This is a genomic window from Termitidicoccus mucosus, assembly GCF_038725785.1.
Taxonomy (GTDB): Bacteria; Verrucomicrobiota; Verrucomicrobiia; order Opitutales; family Opitutaceae; genus Termitidicoccus; species Termitidicoccus mucosus.
Window position 1 is genome coordinate 1,781,301 of record NZ_CP109796.1, and the last position, 17,177, is coordinate 1,798,477.

9 protein-coding genes are annotated in these 17,177 nt (G+C 65.1%); all 9 read left to right on the forward strand.

Features of this window, described 5'->3' with window-relative positions; all coding sequences use genetic code 11:
* Positions 1–11: 11 nt before the first annotated feature.
* The 9 genes from OH491_RS06020 to OH491_RS06060 all read left to right on the forward strand — a co-directional run bounded on the left by OH491_RS06020 (position 12) and on the right by OH491_RS06060 (position 17,153).
* Positions 12–1,970: a metallophosphoesterase gene (locus OH491_RS06020; protein WP_068771868.1), complete on the forward strand. Its 1,959-nt coding sequence runs from the start codon at positions 12–14 to the stop codon at positions 1,968–1,970.
* A 279-nt stretch (positions 1,971–2,249) separates the two neighbouring features.
* Positions 2,250–3,119, forward strand: coding sequence for a hypothetical protein (locus OH491_RS06025; protein ID WP_068771867.1), 870 nt, complete (start codon positions 2,250–2,252; stop codon positions 3,117–3,119).
* A gap of 53 nt (positions 3,120–3,172) precedes the next feature.
* Positions 3,173–4,117, forward strand: a complete 945-nt coding sequence (locus tag OH491_RS06030; protein ID WP_068771866.1) for a glycerophosphodiester phosphodiesterase family protein — start codon at positions 3,173–3,175, stop codon at positions 4,115–4,117.
* A gap of 108 nt (positions 4,118–4,225) precedes the next feature.
* Positions 4,226–6,124, forward strand: coding sequence for a DNRLRE domain-containing protein (locus tag OH491_RS06035; RefSeq protein WP_068771865.1), 1,899 nt, complete (start codon positions 4,226–4,228; stop codon positions 6,122–6,124).
* Positions 6,121–7,080, forward strand: a complete 960-nt coding sequence (locus tag OH491_RS06040; protein WP_342750910.1) for an endonuclease/exonuclease/phosphatase family protein — start codon at positions 6,121–6,123, stop codon at positions 7,078–7,080. The genes OH491_RS06035 and OH491_RS06040 overlap by 4 nt, the downstream gene beginning before the upstream one ends.
* A gap of 43 nt (positions 7,081–7,123) precedes the next feature.
* Complete coding sequence (locus OH491_RS06045; protein ID WP_068771864.1) at positions 7,124–8,611, forward strand: MFS transporter; 1,488 nt, start codon at positions 7,124–7,126, stop codon at positions 8,609–8,611.
* Positions 8,608–9,621, forward strand: a complete 1,014-nt coding sequence (locus tag OH491_RS06050; protein ID WP_068771863.1) for a hypothetical protein — start codon at positions 8,608–8,610, stop codon at positions 9,619–9,621. The genes OH491_RS06045 and OH491_RS06050 overlap by 4 nt, the downstream gene beginning before the upstream one ends.
* A gap of 145 nt (positions 9,622–9,766) precedes the next feature.
* The gene (locus tag OH491_RS06055; protein ID WP_342750911.1) at positions 9,767–11,011 is read left to right on the forward strand and encodes a metallophosphoesterase; all 1,245 of its coding nucleotides are present in this window, start codon (positions 9,767–9,769) and stop codon (positions 11,009–11,011) included.
* 271 nt (positions 11,012–11,282) lie between these two features.
* Positions 11,283–17,153 carry a calcineurin-like phosphoesterase C-terminal domain-containing protein gene (locus OH491_RS06060; RefSeq protein ID WP_342750912.1) on the forward strand — a complete coding sequence of 1,957 codons (5,871 nt, stop codon included), beginning with the start codon at positions 11,283–11,285 and terminating at the stop codon, positions 17,151–17,153.
* Positions 17,154–17,177: the final 24 nt, after the last annotated feature.

Genomic DNA, 17,177 nt, shown 5'->3' on the forward strand with positions numbered 1-17,177 from the left:
ATCCGAATCCGTTGAACTCGTCATTATATAAAACCGCCCTCCTGCTCGCCGCCCTCCTGCCCGCCGCCGCCCCCGCGGCAACGGTGGTCGCCGCCGGCTTCGAGAAAACACTCCCGCCCGGCGCCAACTTCAACAAACTCACCGCCGACTTCGACACCACCCGCGCGCGCTCCGGGCATTCCTCGTTGCGCATCGACTCGGAGCCGAAGGCCGACTGGGGTTATCTTTCATTTGAACTCGACGGCAAACTGGACTTCACCGCCAACTACGAATTTTCCGTCTGGGTTTATACAGAGACCGACACAAAAGTTTCCGTCTATTTATCCGCCGACGACGGCACCGGCGAGCGCTACACGGCCGTCAACGGCATCGGCGCCATCGAGCCCGGCAAATGGTGCCGGCTGGGCGGCACCCTGTTCACGGGCGACTGGCGCCGTCAGGACCGAGAATACCGGTTCATCGTCCGCACGCGCGGCACCTGCTGGATTGACGACCTTGCGCTCCGCTCCGGCCTGCCCGATACACCCGCCCAAGTCTGGCCCGGGCTCGAAAACGCCCTCCACTCGGCGGCGGACACGCGCGTCTCGTCGCTCAAGCCCGGCGGCAGCCTCGTGCTCGACGCCCGCCACGCCGCCCTCGCCCCCGACACCGCCCGCGTGGAGACTGTTCTGCCTCCCGCCGCCTCCATCGTCGTCCCCGCCGAGGGCCTGCTCGTCTTCGCCATTGACGCCGACGACGATCTCGACCTCGACGGTTCCCTCCAGCTCGAACCCGACGCCGACCTCCGCCCCGGCCTGCGTGCCACCGTGCTCGCCGGCGACACCGTCATCGCCGCCCCCTCCGTGAAAGCCGCGCCGTGGCAGGCGGTCCGCGTTCCCCGGGGCAGCCGCACGATTTTCGGCGCCCCCGCCGGACTCCGCGGCGAATGCCCTGCCGCCACCATCCCGCTCGAGCCTTTCCGCCTCGCGAAAGGCCGCCATTACCTCGCCATCGCCGGTCCGCACATCCGCACTGGCGGCACCTTTGTCCGGCTCGAACTCCGTGCCGCCCCGCGCCCCGCGGAAAAACCGCTGCACACCTTCGCGCTGCTCTCGGACACGCACCTCGGCTTCAACCGCCGCGAATGGCGCAACACCCTGCTCGGCTCCGCCACCGGCGCCGAACTCGAGGCTGTGCTCCGCCGGCTCAAGCGCGAAGGCGCCGCCTACGCCATCATCGCCGGCGACCTCACCGACGACGGTCGCCGCGCCCAGTTCGAGGACCTCGCCGCCATCGTCAAACGGACCGCCCTGCCCGTTTATGGCTGCATCGGCAACCACGACACCTCACGCGACTCCCGCGCCGACATCGCCGCCGCCATCCCGAAACTGTTTCCCTCCGGTCCGGAAAACACCGACTACACATTTGCCCGCCCGCCCCTGCGCTTCATCGTCCTCGACGGCTCTTATTACAAAGACAAAAACGGCGGCATTCAGGATCACAAAGACAAATACCACGAAACCACCACCTACCGCGACGGCCTCTCCGAATGGCTGCGCGCCACCCTCGCCGCCGACACCGTCACCCCCACCGTCGTCGTTTCCCATTACCCGTTCTATTTCCACCGCGGCGTCTCGCCCGTGAGCGGCTACGACCGCGGCAAACCGTTGCTCGACAAAAAACTCACGGACCTCATTGAGGCCGCGCCCAACGTCGTCGCCACGCTCAGCGGCCACATGCACCACAACGAAACCGCCGTGCGCAACGGCATCGCCAATCTCCAGAATCCCGCCTTCGCCGAGTGGCCCGACGCCTACCGCGTCTTCCGCGTTTACAAGGACCGCCTCGAATGGGAAATCCGCCAGATCCCCAACCGCGGCCTCATCCGCGAGGGCGTCATCCCCGAGACCGCGCTGCTCTGGCAGCTCTCCACCGATCCCGGCGACCTCGCCGGCACCATACTCTTCCCGAAAAACAAAAACCATAAATAACTGATGTTACGCGCCGCGTAGGGCCTGACCTTGCGTCAGGCCGCGAATTACCTGTGCGGGTTCCCACACTGGCGCGGCCTGACACAAGGTCAGGCCCTACAAAATCCCACTGGCCGTGTAACATCAGTAAATAATATCCGGTATATTCAAAAAATCTGTGGTTAAAAACAAACCAATAAAATAGCCGCCAAGAGACACAAGATGCACAAAGAAAAACAATTCCACCTTGTGCCTTTTGTGCCTCTTTGTGGCTGTTAAAATCGAATATCAATTTTATCCATGAAAGCCAAACCCGCCCGCGCCCTCGCTTTCTGTTGCATTCTCGCCTGCCTGTGCGCCGCGCTCCCTGCGCAGCCGGTCGAGACGCAAACCGCCGTGCGCGAATACAATTTTCCCGGCAAATACGAGGGCAAGTCCGCCCAGGGCCTCGCCATTTTCCAGGAAATCGCCCTCCTCTTCAACGACGAGGGCCACTGCCGCGTTTACAACCTGGAAACCAAAAAGAAACTCGTCGAGTTCGACCTCGCCAGCGCCGCCGGAGACAACCACGCCAACAGCGCCTCCTTCGGCGTGGAGCAGACCAAGGGCGCCTTCTTTCCCGCCGTCTATGTCTCCGAGTGCAGGGGCCAGCGCCGTTGCTTTGTCGAAAGCATCACCCCGGACGGCCCGCGCCTTGTCCAGACCCTGCAAATCAAAACCGGCGGCACCGAGGAGCGCAGCTTCGACTGGGTCGTGGATCGCGAAAACAAATTTATATATTCGCTCGCCGGCTTCAAAAAAGACGCGCAGCAGCACGTCCAGGTCACCAAGTGGCCGCTGCCGTCCCTCGCCCAGGGCAAGAAAATCACCTTCAAAAAATCCGACATCCTCGCGCAATTTTCCGTCTCCTTCCCCAACCTCACTCAGGGCGCGTGCGTCCGCGGCGGCTATCTCTACATGCCCGTCGGCCTCCACGATGTCGAGGAGGGCACGCCGGAGTTCAGGAGCCGCCAGATCATCGTCATCAACCTGCAAACCCAGAAAATTGAGAAGAAAATAGACATCAACGCCAGTTGCCCGCACGAACCGGAGGATTGCGATTTCCACGGCGACACCATGCTTTTATATTGCGGCCAGCGCGGCGGCCTGTGGCGAATCCCCGGCGTCTGAGTTTCGCGCCGGCTTTGTGAAGCGCCGCCAAAATCAATCCTTTCCGCATCATTATGAAAAAATCATTGTTTGCCTCCCTGACCCTCGCGCTGGCCGTGTTGTCCTGCGCCGTCCTCCAAGCCGCCGACCGCGTTGACCAGCTCCGCGCGAAGCTCTTCGCCCGCGACATCCCCGACGTCCTCGTTGTCGCCCACCGTGGCGACTGGCGCCACGCCCCCGAAAACTCCCTCCAGGCTGTCGAGCACTCCATCAAGGCCGGCGTGGATGTCGTCGAAGTGGACTTGCAGCGCACGAAGGACGGCGTGCTCATCCTCATGCACGACGCCACTCTCGACCGCACGACAACCGGCAAGGGCAAGGTCGAGGAGAAAACCCTCGCCGAAATCAAAAAATTCGATCTCAAAAACGGCTGCGGCATCGCGACATCAAAGACCAATCATAAATACAGGGTGCCCACCCTCGAGGAGCTGCTCGTCGCCGCAAAGGACCGCGTGCTCATCAATCTCGACAAGGCCGACCGCTACTTCGACGAGGTCGTCCCCCTCCTCAAAAAAACCGGCACCGCCCGCCAGATCATAATGAAGGGAGGCAAGCCCGACGCCGAGGTCAGGGAACTCTACGGACGCTATCTCGATGAAATCATCTACATGCCCATCGTGGACCTCGACCCGAAAAAAAAGGATCCCGGCTATAACGGCCACGAGATCATCCAGGGGTTTCTCGCCGGCACCAAGCCCGTCGCCTTTGAGCTTCTTTATAAATCCGATGCCAACCCGCTTCCCCTGCAACTCAAGGGCCAGCTCAAGGGCAAGGCGTTGATTTGGTATAACACGCTTTGGGAAGGCATGTCCGGCGGCCACGAGGACGACTGCGCGCTGGAGCAGGGCCCGGATGCCGCCTACGGCTACCTTATAGACACCCTCGGGGCCCGCATCATCCAGACCGACCGCGCCGAACTTCTGCTCAATTACCTGAAAAAACGCGGCCTGCATGACTGAACATCATCCGGCGGCAAGCGTGGATTCGCCTCCATGCCGAAGCCCGTCACCGCCGCCGCCTGAATTTCACCCGACACCAATCTCAACACCATTCCCGGCCTCCCTCGTATGATTCCTCTCCGTCTTTGCCCGTCCGCCGCGCGGCTCCTCGCTGCGCTCCTCGCTCTCCTTCCCGCCGCCGTCGCGCCCACGGCGGATGCAGCCGACACCCGCACCGTCACCTTCCAAAACGGCGCCGGCGGCTACTCTGGCGCGCGCGAAACCGTCATCGTCTTCGACAAGGATTCCGCCGCCGATCCCCAGACCCTCTGGATTGACCGGGAATACAAGGAAAAGAGCAACACCCTCGTCACCGAAAAGCAGGCGCTCCTCCGCTTCTCCGGCCTCTTCGGCTCCGCACCCGGCCAGATTTCCCCCGGAGCCGCCGTCACCAAGGCCGTCCTCACCCTCCGCACCGGCAAAAGCAAGGGCGCCAACTCCACCCACCGCATCCTTTTCAACCGGATGCTGGTCCCTTGGAATGAGCGCGCCTCCTGGGACACCCAAACCTGGAACTCCGACGGCATCCAGGCCGACGGCAGGGAAGCCGTCTCCGTCACCGACGCCCTCTTCGTCCCCCATCAGATCGACACCGCCTACAACATAGACGTCACCGCCTCCCTCCGCGCCTGGGCCGCCGGCGCCCCCAACCACGGCTGGGTCCTCCGCGATGTCCGCGACCAACTCAATCCCGCGGGTCTCGTCTCCTCCCTCGTCTCCACGGTCTCCCGCCGCCCCCTCCTCACCGTCACCTACGAGCCCGTCGCCATCCCCGTCCCCTCCGTCACCGCGCTGTCCGCCGTGCCCGCCGGCCCCGGCGCCGCCACGCTTTCCCTGCGTCCCTCCGGCGCCATCGGCGGCGGCAAACTCACCGTCGTCTTCCAGGGCCGCCCCGCCTCCCCGGCGCCCGATTATAAAATCGCCCTCATCCCCGACACCCAATATTATACCCGGCCCCGGTTCGGCGGCACCACCCAGATGCTCGTCTCCCAAATGGACTGGCTCGCCGCCAACGCCAAAAAACTCGGCATCGTCTGCGCCCTCCAGCTCGGCGACATCTCCGATACCGGCGACGCTGACGAGAACGAATGGCGCAACGCCTCCAAACACGGCCTCTACCTCCTCGAGAATCCAAAAACCACCGGCCTCCCCGAGGGCCTTCCCTACAGCCCCGCCGTCGGCAACCACGACCAGCGCTACCGCAACCACAACGGCGAAATCGTCTGGGACGGCCCCGCCAAGCTATACAATAAATATTTCGGCGTGGAGCACTTTCAGGACAAATCCTATTATGGCGGGCACTACGGCAACGATAACAACAACCACTATATGCTCGTCGATGCCGGCGCCGAAAAACTCATCCTGATCTCCCTCGAATTCAAGCGTCCCTCCACCGATCCCGGCGTCCTCAAGTGGGCCTCCGCCCTCCTCGACCGGCACGCCGACCGCCGCGCCATCCTCGTCACCCACGGCGCCCTGCTTCCCGGCATCCCGGGCGAGTTCCTCGCCGACGGCGCCGCCGCCCACAAGGCCCTGCGTCATCACAAAAACCTCATGCTCATCATCGGCGGCCATGTCACCGGCGAAGGCCGCCGCACCGATGTCTTCGAGGGCGCGACCGTCCACTCCATCCTCCAGGACTTCCAGTTCGACGGCAAGGGCGGCGAGGGCTTCCTCGGCCTTATCACCTGCTCGCCGGGACAGAATAAAATCCGCGTGCAAACCTACTCGCCCTGGACAAACACCTGGCGCACCGACCCCGACGGCGACTACACGCTCGACTACGACTTCGGCGCGGCCCGCGCGGACTTCGCCGAGCTGGGCCGCGTCAACGCGGACGACGGCGCCACCGCGTCATTCCGCTGGGAAAACCTGAAACCCGGCTCCGCCTTCGAATGGCGCGCCGAGGTCTCCAACGGCAAAAAATCCACCCTCACCGAACCGCAGGTTTTTGAAGCATCCCGATGACCCCCGCACACCATGCCGCCTTCCGCGCGGGACTGCTCCTGCTCCTCGCGCTTGTTCTCCCCGCCCGCGCCGCCACCGCGCAGGCGCCCGCCGCGCCCGTGCGCGTGCTCACCTTCAACATCCTCGCCTCCCAGCCGTCGTGGGAAAAGAGCGCCAAATGCGAGCCTTGGGCCGTCCGCAAACCCATTGTCCTCGAAATCATGCGCGACTGCTCCGGCGGCGCGCCCTACGATTTCATCGGCACGCAGGAAACCGCCGTCCACCCCGACGCCGCGCTGCACCAAGTCAACCAGCTCGCCGACGCCCTGCCCGGCTACGATTCCCTCTACGCCGCGTGCAGCGGCGAGCGAAACGGCAAAACCCACCAGGAATTTTCCCTTTCCAACATGATCTTCTGGCGCAAGGACCGCTGGAAAATCGACCGCGCCGACCATGGCACCTTCTGGCTCTCCGACACCCCCGAGGCCCCCGGCTCCAACCAATGGGCGCCCGGCGGCAAGGGCGGCAAACGCAACGTCACCTACGGCCTGTTTCATGAAATCGCCGACGGCAAACGCACCGGCAGAAAGGTGTATTTCTTCAACACACACCTCAACGTCTTCGTGCCCGGGGCCCGCGCGCAATCCGCGTTCCTCATCATGGAGCGCATCCAAAAGCGCTGGACCCAGTCCGCGCCGGTGATTTTGACGGGCGACTTCAATTCCAAACGCGATTCGATTGTATATAAATATCTCACCGGCGCGCCGGTGGACTTTGAAAACGAACGACACGCCCCGCCGCTGGCGCTGTCCGAGGCGTTTGCCGCGGCCGGTCCGCAAAACGACCTGCCGGGCATCGACTTTATATTCTCGACCGGCGGGCTGGGACCGCGCTCCGCCGCCAAAATCACCACCCGCCGCGACGGCGTCCGCCCGAGCGACCATTACCCCGTCGAGGCGGTGCTCGAATGGAAATAAAAAGCGCCGTTTCGTTTTATAAATAAATCCCGCATCCCCGCCCATGTTCAAACGCCTCCTTGCCTTTTTCCGCGTCAGCGCGCCCTCCGCCAACCGCCTTCCGCCCGGCGACGAAACGGATGCGCTTTACAAGCGCCTGCGCTGGCAGGTTTTTCTGGCCGGCACCGTCGGCTACAGCCTGTTTTATGTCTGCCGCACCACGCTCAACGTGATCAAAAAACCCATGCTGGACGCCGGACTGGTTGACGCCAGCCAGCTCGGCTACGTCGGCTCCGCGCTGCTCTTCGCCTATGCCATCGGCAAGTGCGTCAACGGTTTCTTCGCCGACCACTCCAATATCAAGCGTTTCATGGCGGCCGGCCTCGCAGTCTCGGCCTGCGCCAACCTCGTCATGGGAGTGATGGGCTTCACCGCCGGGCTGGTTTCAAGCGCAACCCTGACCGTCATCTTCGCGGTGATGTGGACGGTGAGCGGTTGGGGACAGTCTGTCGGCTCGCCCTGCGCGGTCATCGGGCTGACACGCTGGTATCCCTTGAAACAGCGCGGCACCTACTACGGCTTTTTCAGCCTGAGCCATAACCTCGGCGAATTTTTGTCCTACGTGCTTGTGGGCATCGTGGTTTCCATCGCCGGCTGGCAATGGGGTTTCTGGGGCGCGGCGTTCGCCGGCGCGCTGGGCGTGCTCGCGATTTTGTTCATGTTGCACGACAACCCCGAAAGTCGCGGTCTGCCACGCATCGAGGTGCTCACCGGCGAGTCAATCGCGCAAACCGCCGCGCCCGCCGAAAGCACGCTCTCGCTTCAAATGCTGGCGATGCGCACGCCCGGGGTGTGGATACTCGCCGCATCCAGCGCGTTCATGTATATGGCGCGTTACGCGGTGAACAGTTGGGGCGTGCTCTTTTTGCAGGAGACAAAGGAGCCTCTGCTGGTGACGCTGGAGCCTGGCGTCCGGTCTATCATCAAGTTTTTTGGCAAAGACAGCGGGGACGGGAATTTTCTGCTGCTCGTGGCCACGAGTATCATTTCCATTAACGCCCTCCTCGGCATCCTCGGCACCGTGCTCTCGGGCTGGTTTTCCGACAGGTTTTTCAAAGGCGACCGCCGTCTGCCGGCTTTGATGTTCGGCGTGCTCTACAGCATCTCGCTCGCGCTTTTCCTATACGGAGGCGACAGCCCGTTCATTAATATTCTGAGCATGGTTTTGTTCGGCATCGCGGTCGGCGTGCTCATCTGTTTCCTCGGCGGCCTGATGGCGGTCGACCTCGTGCCGCGCAAGGCCACCGGCGCGGCGATGGGCGTTGTCGGCATGGCCAGTTACATCGCGGCCGGCTTGCAGGAAATCTTGAGCGGCTGGCTCATCGACTCGCGCGCCGTCGTGGTCGATGGTGTCAAGCACCACGACTTCAGCCACGCCGCCTTCTTTTGGGTCGCGGCGTCCGTCATCTCATTCCTGCTCCTTCTGCCCCTCCTCGGGGGCAAATCCAAGGCCGCCCGCCCCGAGCGCGGAAAAAATTCCTCTCAATCATGACGACACTTCTTCGTATGGGAAAAAAACTTCTCCTCCTCGCGCTCCTGCTGCCGGTGATTTCCGCCGGGCAGGCGACTGAAAACGACGCCGCCCAGACCATGGAGCGGCTCTGGAAAACCTCCCCCTTTCTGCTGGACGGGGAAAGGGCCGCCCTCCTGAAAACGATCCAGGGGTATTCCGAGAAACTGCCCCACGAGCCGTTCAAGGAATATCTGGCCGCCGGTGAGGAGGACGCCGCCGACATGGAGCGAGGCCGCCCCATCCTGGTTTGCTACCGGCGGGCCTTTGACCGCATCAGGAACGAGGTCGAGAGCACGAAGGTCGAGCAGGGGACCGCGGTCGTCTGGCTGCTTTACAACATGGGAATCGTGGTGAAGACGCCCTCCGGCTGCTTCGGCGTGGACATCAACCATCGTCTGGCGGAAAAACTCGAGCCCCTGCTGGATTTTCTCTGCGTGACGCATAATCACGGAGACCACAAAAGCGTGGAATTGATGGACGCGATGCGCGCCCGCGGCAAACCGGTGCTGTCCAATTTTTATCGGAAGGACGGCAAGTATTGCTCGAAGGAACCGGCGAATTACCAGATCGGGGCCTTTTCCATCCGCACGGCCATGGCCGACCACAACGAAAAGCTGCCGAAATTCGTCACGATGTTCCGGGTGGATTGCGGCGAGGATTCGGGCGGCTTCTCGCTGCTTCATTGCGGGGACTCCAACTTCACCCCCTCGCAGTTCAAGCCCGTGCAGGGGCCGGTCGGCCTGCTCGTCCTCCGCTACGGAGACCCGGCGGAAAACCGGATTCTGGACGCGGCGCCGGGCGACGGCCAGGTCCGGCCCGTTTGCGCGGCCTTGTCCCATGTGATCGAACTGCGGCACGACATCGAAAAATCCCCGCGTCGGCGCACCCTTGATTATGCCATGGACAACACCGCCAAAATACACTGCCGGCAAACCATCCTGCCGTTTTGGGGCGAGAAATTGATTTGGAAGAATGGCAAACTGCAATGAAGGCAGAACCCACCCCGCCTCTTCCGATGTAAGTCCGACTCAACATAACGTCACCCTGTCGAAATCTTTCCTCTTTATTCTTTCCTCTTTCTCCCGGCACGCGCCTTCCCTCTTCACCAACCGCGAAACCACCCGAAACCCAAAAATGACCCATCCCGCCATGCAACGCCGCCAGTTCATCACCGCCATTGGCGCCCTCGGCGCCACCGCCGCCGCCGGCATCCAGCCCCGCCTCAACGCCGCGCCCGACGCGCCCAAGCCCGCCGACGACGGCCCCCTCCTCGCCGGCACTCCCGCCGTCTTCGCCCCCTCGCCCTCCGGCTTCACCGTCACCCTCCCCGTCCGCCGCGCCGCCGCCGCGTGGGTCGAATACGGCGAGACCAAGGACCTCGGTCTCCGCGCCGGTTGCGACCCGTTCGGCTTCGTCCCGCAGGACGACACCGCCGTCAAAATCCGCGTCTCTGGCCTCAAGCCCGGCACCCGCTACTACTGGCGCGCCACCCTCCGCCCCAACGGCGACCTCGACCCCGCCGCCGAAATCCGCACCGACACCTACACCGCCAAAACCCTCGATCCCGCCGCCGCCGCCACCCGCTTCTCCGTCTGGAACGACACCCACGACCAGGCCGCCACCATCCAGTCCCTCTTCGGTCTCCGCAACGCCAAGGACGACTTCCTCCTCTGGAACGGCGACCTCAGCAACAACGTCAACGACCCCGCCCTCCTCCCCGGCCTCTACGTCTCCCCAAAAAAAGTGGATCTCGCCAAAGGCCCCCCGATTCTCCTCACCCAAGGCAACCACGACCACCGCGGCCTCCACGCCCGCGGCATGCACCGCTACGTCGACTTCCCCGGCGACCGCTCCTACTACGCCTTCCGCTCCGGTCCCGTCGCCTTCGTCGCCCTCGACACCGGCGAGGACAAGCCCGACACCCACCCCTCCTTCAAAGGCGTCCCCGCCAGCGAACCCCACCTCGCCGAGCAAGCCCGCTGGCTCGCCGAAATCATCGCCCTCCCCGGTTTCCGCGACGCCCCCTACCGCGTCGTCTTCTGCCACATCCCCCTCCGCTGGACCAACGAAGGCCCGCAAGACTACGCCAAAAAAGGCTTCGACCGTGTCAGCCTCCGCGGCCGCGCCGCCTGGCACGACAGCCTCGTGCGCTGGGGCGCGCAAATCATCATCTCCGGCCATGTCCACCGCGCCGGCCTCCTCGCGCCCGACGCCCGCTTCCCCTATGCGCAACTCCTCGGCGGCGGTCCCGGCAGGAGCGCCAACGATCACCCCACCGTCATCACCGGGGACGCCGACGCCCGCCAGTTCCGCATCACCTGCACCCGCGTCGAGGACAACGAAACCCTCCACGACCTCGTCCTCAAACCCCTCGCCTGAACCGTGCCGCGGAAGGGCCAGGGCCGCGTCCCCGTCGCCCGACGTGCGTCAGCGCGCCCGAAGTGGCACGGGCGTCTCGCCTGTGGGGTCGAGTGGCATGGGCGTCCCCGCCCATGTCCGTAGACCTCATGGCCGGGACGCCCATGCCACGCACCCCGACGCCGGTGATATTTATTTTCCCGGCGGACCGGGTCGGGGTTGTTTTTATTCTCGTCCCATTAAAAAATAAAAGCACTTCCCCGCCCCGTCACAACACTGCGGGCATTCGCTTATGAAATCCGCCCTCGCCCTCCTTTCCTCCCTCGCGTTCGCGCTGGCCTCCGCCGCCACCGCGCTCCACGCAGCCGATATCTATTGGGGCGGCGGCACCGGGGCCATCACCGACGACAACTGGTATTCCGACGCCGCCCTCACCACACCCGTCACCCGCACCGCCGCCGATGTCATCAACCTCGCCACTGGCACCCTCCGCATCATCACCACCGCCACCGTCTATGACACCAACATCGCCCCCGGTGCCGGCGACAACGCCGCCGTCATCGTCTCCGGCACATGGAACAACACCAACGGCGAACTCTCCATCGCCCACGGCACCGGCGGCGCCGGCGCGCTCACCATCCTCGCCGGCGGCACCGTCCGCGCCAACACCTTCTACATCGGCAATTACGGCTCCGGCACCTTCCACCTCGCCCAAGGCGCCATGCTCGCCAACTCCGCCAACGCCTTCCTCGCCCGCAACGCCGGCGGCTCCGGCACCGCCACCATAGACGGCGCATGGACCGTCGGCGCCATCGGCAACACCTCCAACGGCTACCTCATCGTCGGCAACACCGCCGGCACCGGCGCCCCCAGCACCAACCTCCTCGCCATCGGGCAAACCGGCGCCGTCATCGTCTCCGCCACTTCCAATTACGGCTACATCCGCATCGGCCAGGGCATCAGCACCACCGGCACCGTCATCGTTCACGGTCTCCTCCAAACACAAGGCGTCAACGTCATCAACTCCATCGGCTATTCGGGCAACAACCGCGACGCCGCCGACACCGCCGCCACCGGCGTCCTCGTCATCGGCACCACCGGCACCGTCATCTTCTCCGGCACCGAGACATCCCTCGGCCACTTCGGCCTCGGCTCCGGCGACACCTACCGCGCCAACGCCTCCGGCACCGCTTTCGTGGATGGCGTCTGGAAAAACGCCGGCAACCTCATCGTCGGCCGCTCCGGCGCCGGCCACCTCGAGATCGCCCAAACCGGCACCGTCACCGTCGGCACCTTCCTCGCCATTGCACCCTACAACAGCGGCTCAAACGCCACCGGCAACACCGCCGGCCCCCAAGGCGGCACCGTCATCGTTGACGGCCTCCTCGCCATCGGCGACTACGTCACCATCGGCGCCGGCGTTGCCACCGCAAACCTCCACATCACCCAAAACGGCACCGTCATCACCGGCACAAACGGCAGCGGCAACGGCTACGTCCAAGTCGGCCGCAACGGCTCCACCGCCGGCTCCGGCACCGCCGCCCCCGTCCCCGGCAACGCCATCGTGCAAGTGGACGGCCTGCTCGACATCGGCGGCGACTTCAACTTCGGCATGCGCAGCCAAACCGAACTCACCCTCGGCGCCGAAGGCAGCATCCTCGTCGCGGGCAACCACTACCAAAGTCCGCAAACCCTCCTTGCCTTCACCCCCGCCGCCGCGCGCGACCTCCCGCTCATCGCAGCCGCCGATGCCGCCTACATTTCCGGCACACTCAAAATCACCGGCCTCGACAACCTCGACGGCTACTCTGCCGCCGCGTCCGCCACCGCCGCCAGCGCATTGCCATGCATCACCGTTTTGAGCGCCGGCGCCGGCATCGAAGGCGAATTTAAAACAATCTCCATCACGCCCGCCCTCACCGGCACCACCGGTCTGCCCGACTATATTTACAACGGCAAAACCATCCTCGGCACCGCCCCCGGCACCGGCATCGGTGCCAGCAACGGCCCCGCCGAATACCGCGTCGGCCACCTTCTCGCCTGGCACGCCCCCGCCGCCAACGCCCACGGCGCCTTCACCATCCCCGCCGGCAAAACCTTCGTCCTCGACCTCCCGCTCGCCGACCGCGCCGACGCCGCCGACATCGCCCTCGCCACCGGCTGGGACGGAAAATCCCTCGCCAAACGTGGCCCCGGCACCCTCGTCCTCGCCGCCCCCGCCACCCGCACCGGCGACACCACCGTCGAATCCGGCACCCTCCGCCTCGCCGCCGGCGGTGCCATTGCGAACACCGCCGTCTCCCTCGGCAACCTCGTCAACCACGCCATCCTCGAAAGCGTCGCCCCCGCCGGCGGCGCCGCCTACCGTACCCTCACCGCCGCCACCCTCGCCGGCACCGGCACCATCATCCTCGCCGCCAGCGGCCCCGCCGACGACGCCCCCGGCGACCGCCTCATCATCACCGGCAACGCCGCCGGCGCGCACGCCGTCCTCGTCTCCATCAACAACGCCGCGCCCACGCCCGCCACCGCCGGCCAACTCGCCGCGCTCATCACCGTCACCGGCGGCAACACCGCCACCTTCAATCCCTCCGTCCCGCCCGCCGGCGTCACCGTCACCTTCGCCCCGCAAGGCGGTGCCCTCGCGTCCGACGCGCCCGCGCAAATCACCGTCACCCCTGGCGCCACCTACGGCAGCGCGCTGCCGAACGGCACGCTGCCGACCCCCGTCCGCCCCGACGCCACCTTCGCCGGCTGGTTCACCGCCCCCGCCGCCGGCACCCAAGTCACCGCCGCCACCACCGTCGCCCCCGGCGCGAGCAACCACATCCTCTACGCCCGCTGGGTTGAAGGCCGCCACCCCGTCATCAACCCCGCCACCGACATCACCGCCGGCAACGACCTCTACGGCTCCATCGTTGACGACACCGGCGCCCCCGTGCCGAACGTCGTCGTCAGCGACGGTTTCCAATGCGTGAAAACCGGCGCCCGTGGCATCTACCAGATGAAACGCACGGACAAGGGTAACAACATCAAGGCCCGCGTCGTCTTCTACTCCACCCCCGAAACCCACACCGTCAACACCGCCGCCGGCACCGCCCCCGGCCAAGCCCGCTTCCACACCAAACTCACCCCCGGCGTCAACCGCTACAACTTCGACCTCGTCCGCCTTCCCGCCAAGCAAACCGACTTCATCCTCCTCGGCGTCGGCGACCCCCAGCCCACCTCCCTTGCCCACGTCGCGCGCTACCAAAACGAAACGATGGCCGACATCGCCCGATTCCGCCAAACCACCCCGCTTCCCATCTACGCCATCCTCCTCGGCGACATCGTCGGCGACAACCTCCACCTCCACGGCCCCGTCCGCGACGCCACCAACACCTCCGGCGTCACCTGGTTCTCCGTCATCGGCAACCACGACCACGACCAAGCCTTCTCCAACCTCAAGCAGGACGGCACCCCCGGCGCGACCACCGCAAACAACAAGGACTACGAGTCCGGCGAGACCTACGAAAACACCTACGGCCCCCTCAACTACTCCGTTAACATCGGCGACCTCCACATCATCGGCCTCGACGACATCCTCTACACCAAGCAGGACGGCTACAGCACCGGCCTCACCAACGACATCCTCGAATGGGTCCGCCAAGACCTCTCCTTCGTTCCCAAAACCAAAACCATCGTCGTCGCCTACCACATCCCCCTGCGCGGCGGCTCCTACCAAAACGCCCAAGCCCTCTTCAACCACCTCAAGGACTACGCCGACGTCCACTTCTTCGCCGGCCACACCCACTACCAGCAAAACATCACCTTCAACATCACCGGCAGCACCAAAACCATCGCCGCCTACGAACACATCCACGGCGGCGCCTGCGGCGCGTGGTGGAACTCCATCGTCAACACCGAGGGCGCGCCCAACGCCTACGGCATCTACACCCTCTCCGGCACCAAATTCGTTGACTGGTATTCCAAACCCACCGGCTACAGCGACACCTACCAAATGCGCATGTATCGCGGCAACACCGCCTTCGGCTCCGGCACCGTCACCTACTCCTACAACAAAACCGCAAACGACGTCGTTGTTGACATCTTCAACTCCGACACCACCGGCAAATGGAAATACAAGGTCTATGAAAACGACGTCCTTGTCTCCTCCACCCTCGCCAAACTCCCCAACATGATTGACGCCTACGCCGCCGGCCAGCACATCGGCGTCCTCGGCCGCGCCGCCGGCGGCAACTACGACGGCGCCAACAACTCCCACCTCCACCTCCATGCCCTCAAAACCTCCGGCACCGTCACCCGCGTGGAAATCCAGGCCACCGACCCCTTCGGCAAAACCTACATCGTCAACGAATTTACCACCAACCTTGCCGAGTTCCCCGCCGCCTACACCAAGGAAAAAACCTCCAACTACGCCTCCCCCGCCATCACCACGCACCCGCAAAACGCCACCGTCACCATCGGCCAGTCCGCCACCTTCGCCGCCGCCGCCACCGGCACCCCCGCCCCGGCCTGCAAATGGCAAACCCTCGCCGTCGGCGGCACCGTCTGGACCGCCGCCGCCAGCGCCACCACCGCCACCCACACCATCCCCGCCGCCACCCTCGCGCAAAACAACACCCAATACCGCCTCCTCGCCACCAACCTCCGCGGCGCCGTCCCCACCGCCCCCGCCACCCTCACCGTCAACGACCCCGCCCTCGTTGCCGCGCAAGCCCTCAAGGCCCAACTCGAAGCCACCGGCACGGCGACCGTCACCATCACCGGCACGGTTGACCTCGCCCTCGTCGGCGGAGCCACCGTCGCCAGCGGCAAAACCATCGGCGGCACCGATGCCGGCGCCACCATCACCGGCGACCTCACCCTCGCCACTGGCGCGGACAACGCCGTCATCCAAGGCGTCAACTTCACCGCCGGGACCTTCGTCATCAACGGCGCGAACGACGTGCACGTTTCCCACTGCACCTTCACCGACGCGCCCGTCTCCATCACCGGCGGCGCGGACAACATCGCCTTCGCGTGGAACAAATTCACCGCCACGTCCGCCGGCGCCGGCTCGGCCATGACAATTTCCAACGCCGGCGCCGGCACCGGCATCCTCCTCGGGCACAACCTCTGGGCCGCCGGCCTCCGCGCCGACATGCCCGCCGTCACCCACGCCCGCGTCCTCATGTTCAACAACCTCTTCACCGCCACCGGCAACACCACCGCCACCATCGCCGGCGCCGGCGCGCAAATCCTCTCCGCGCGCAACCTCTACCAAGGCGTGAACAACCCCCTCGCCAAACAATCCACCGGCCTCATCCGCGCGCTCGACAACCTCATGACCTCCACCACCGGCACCACCGCCCCCGGCACGGACAAAGTCTTCGTCCCCGCCTACGCGCACGTCATGGACTCCGCCGCCGACCTCGCCGACGCCATCACCAGCCACGCCGGCAACACCGCCGGCAAAACCTCCACCCACCCTGGGCAAACCGCCATCGCCGCCGACATTATCGTCACCGCCACCGTCACCGGCTCCGGCGCGACCAAGACCGCCACCAGCGCCACCATCCCCGCCGGCGGCGGCTTCACGCTCACGGCCTCGCTCTTCTCCGGCAGCACCCAAACCCCCATCACCCCCGTCGCCCGCCAGTGGTATCGCGACAACTTCGCCATCACCGGCGCGACTGCCGCCACCCACACCGTCACCAACGCCGACGGCACCCACGCCGGCGCCTACGCCGTCACCCTGACCACCCCCGCCGGCGAACTCGTCACCTCCCCCGCCTTCACCGTGACAGTCGGCGCATTGGGCGCACCCGTCATCACGGCACACCCCGTGTCGCAAACCATCGCCGCGGGCGGCAGCGTGACCTTCACCGTCACCGCCACCGGCGGAACCTTGACCTACCAATGGATGAGAAACGGCGCCGCCATCTCCGGTGCCACCGGCGCCACCTACACCATCGCCAACGCACAGCAATCCCATGAGGGCGACTACACCGTCCGCGTGAGCAACTCCGACGCATCCACCACCAGCAACGCCGCCACGCTCACCGTCAATGCCACTGGCGGCAACTCCGGAAGTGGCGGTGGCGGAGGCGGCGCGCCAACGCTGTTCCTCCTCCCCGCCCTCGCGCTCCTGTTTGCCTTGGCCCGGAGAAACCAAAAATGATCCCCCGACGCCTCCCGTGGCACG

Bases quoted from the DNA above. Each gene is read 5' to 3' on its own strand.
- OH491_RS06025 (WP_068771867.1), top strand. From the start codon at position 2,250: ATGAAAGCCAAACCCGCCCGCGCCCTCGCTTTCTGTTGCATTCTCGCC.
- OH491_RS06030 (WP_068771866.1), top strand. From the start codon at position 3,173: ATGAAAAAATCATTGTTTGCCTCCCTGACCCTCGCGCTGGCCGTGTTG.
- OH491_RS06035 (WP_068771865.1), top strand. From the start codon at position 4,226: ATGATTCCTCTCCGTCTTTGCCCGTCCGCCGCGCGGCTCCTCGCTGCG.
- OH491_RS06040 (WP_342750910.1), top strand. From the start codon at position 6,121: ATGACCCCCGCACACCATGCCGCCTTCCGCGCGGGACTGCTCCTGCTC.
- OH491_RS06045 (WP_068771864.1), top strand. From the start codon at position 7,124: ATGTTCAAACGCCTCCTTGCCTTTTTCCGCGTCAGCGCGCCCTCCGCC.
- OH491_RS06050 (WP_068771863.1), top strand. From the start codon at position 8,608: ATGACGACACTTCTTCGTATGGGAAAAAAACTTCTCCTCCTCGCGCTC.
- OH491_RS06055 (WP_342750911.1), top strand. From the start codon at position 9,767: ATGACCCATCCCGCCATGCAACGCCGCCAGTTCATCACCGCCATTGGC.
- OH491_RS06060 (WP_342750912.1), top strand. From the start codon at position 11,283: ATGAAATCCGCCCTCGCCCTCCTTTCCTCCCTCGCGTTCGCGCTGGCC.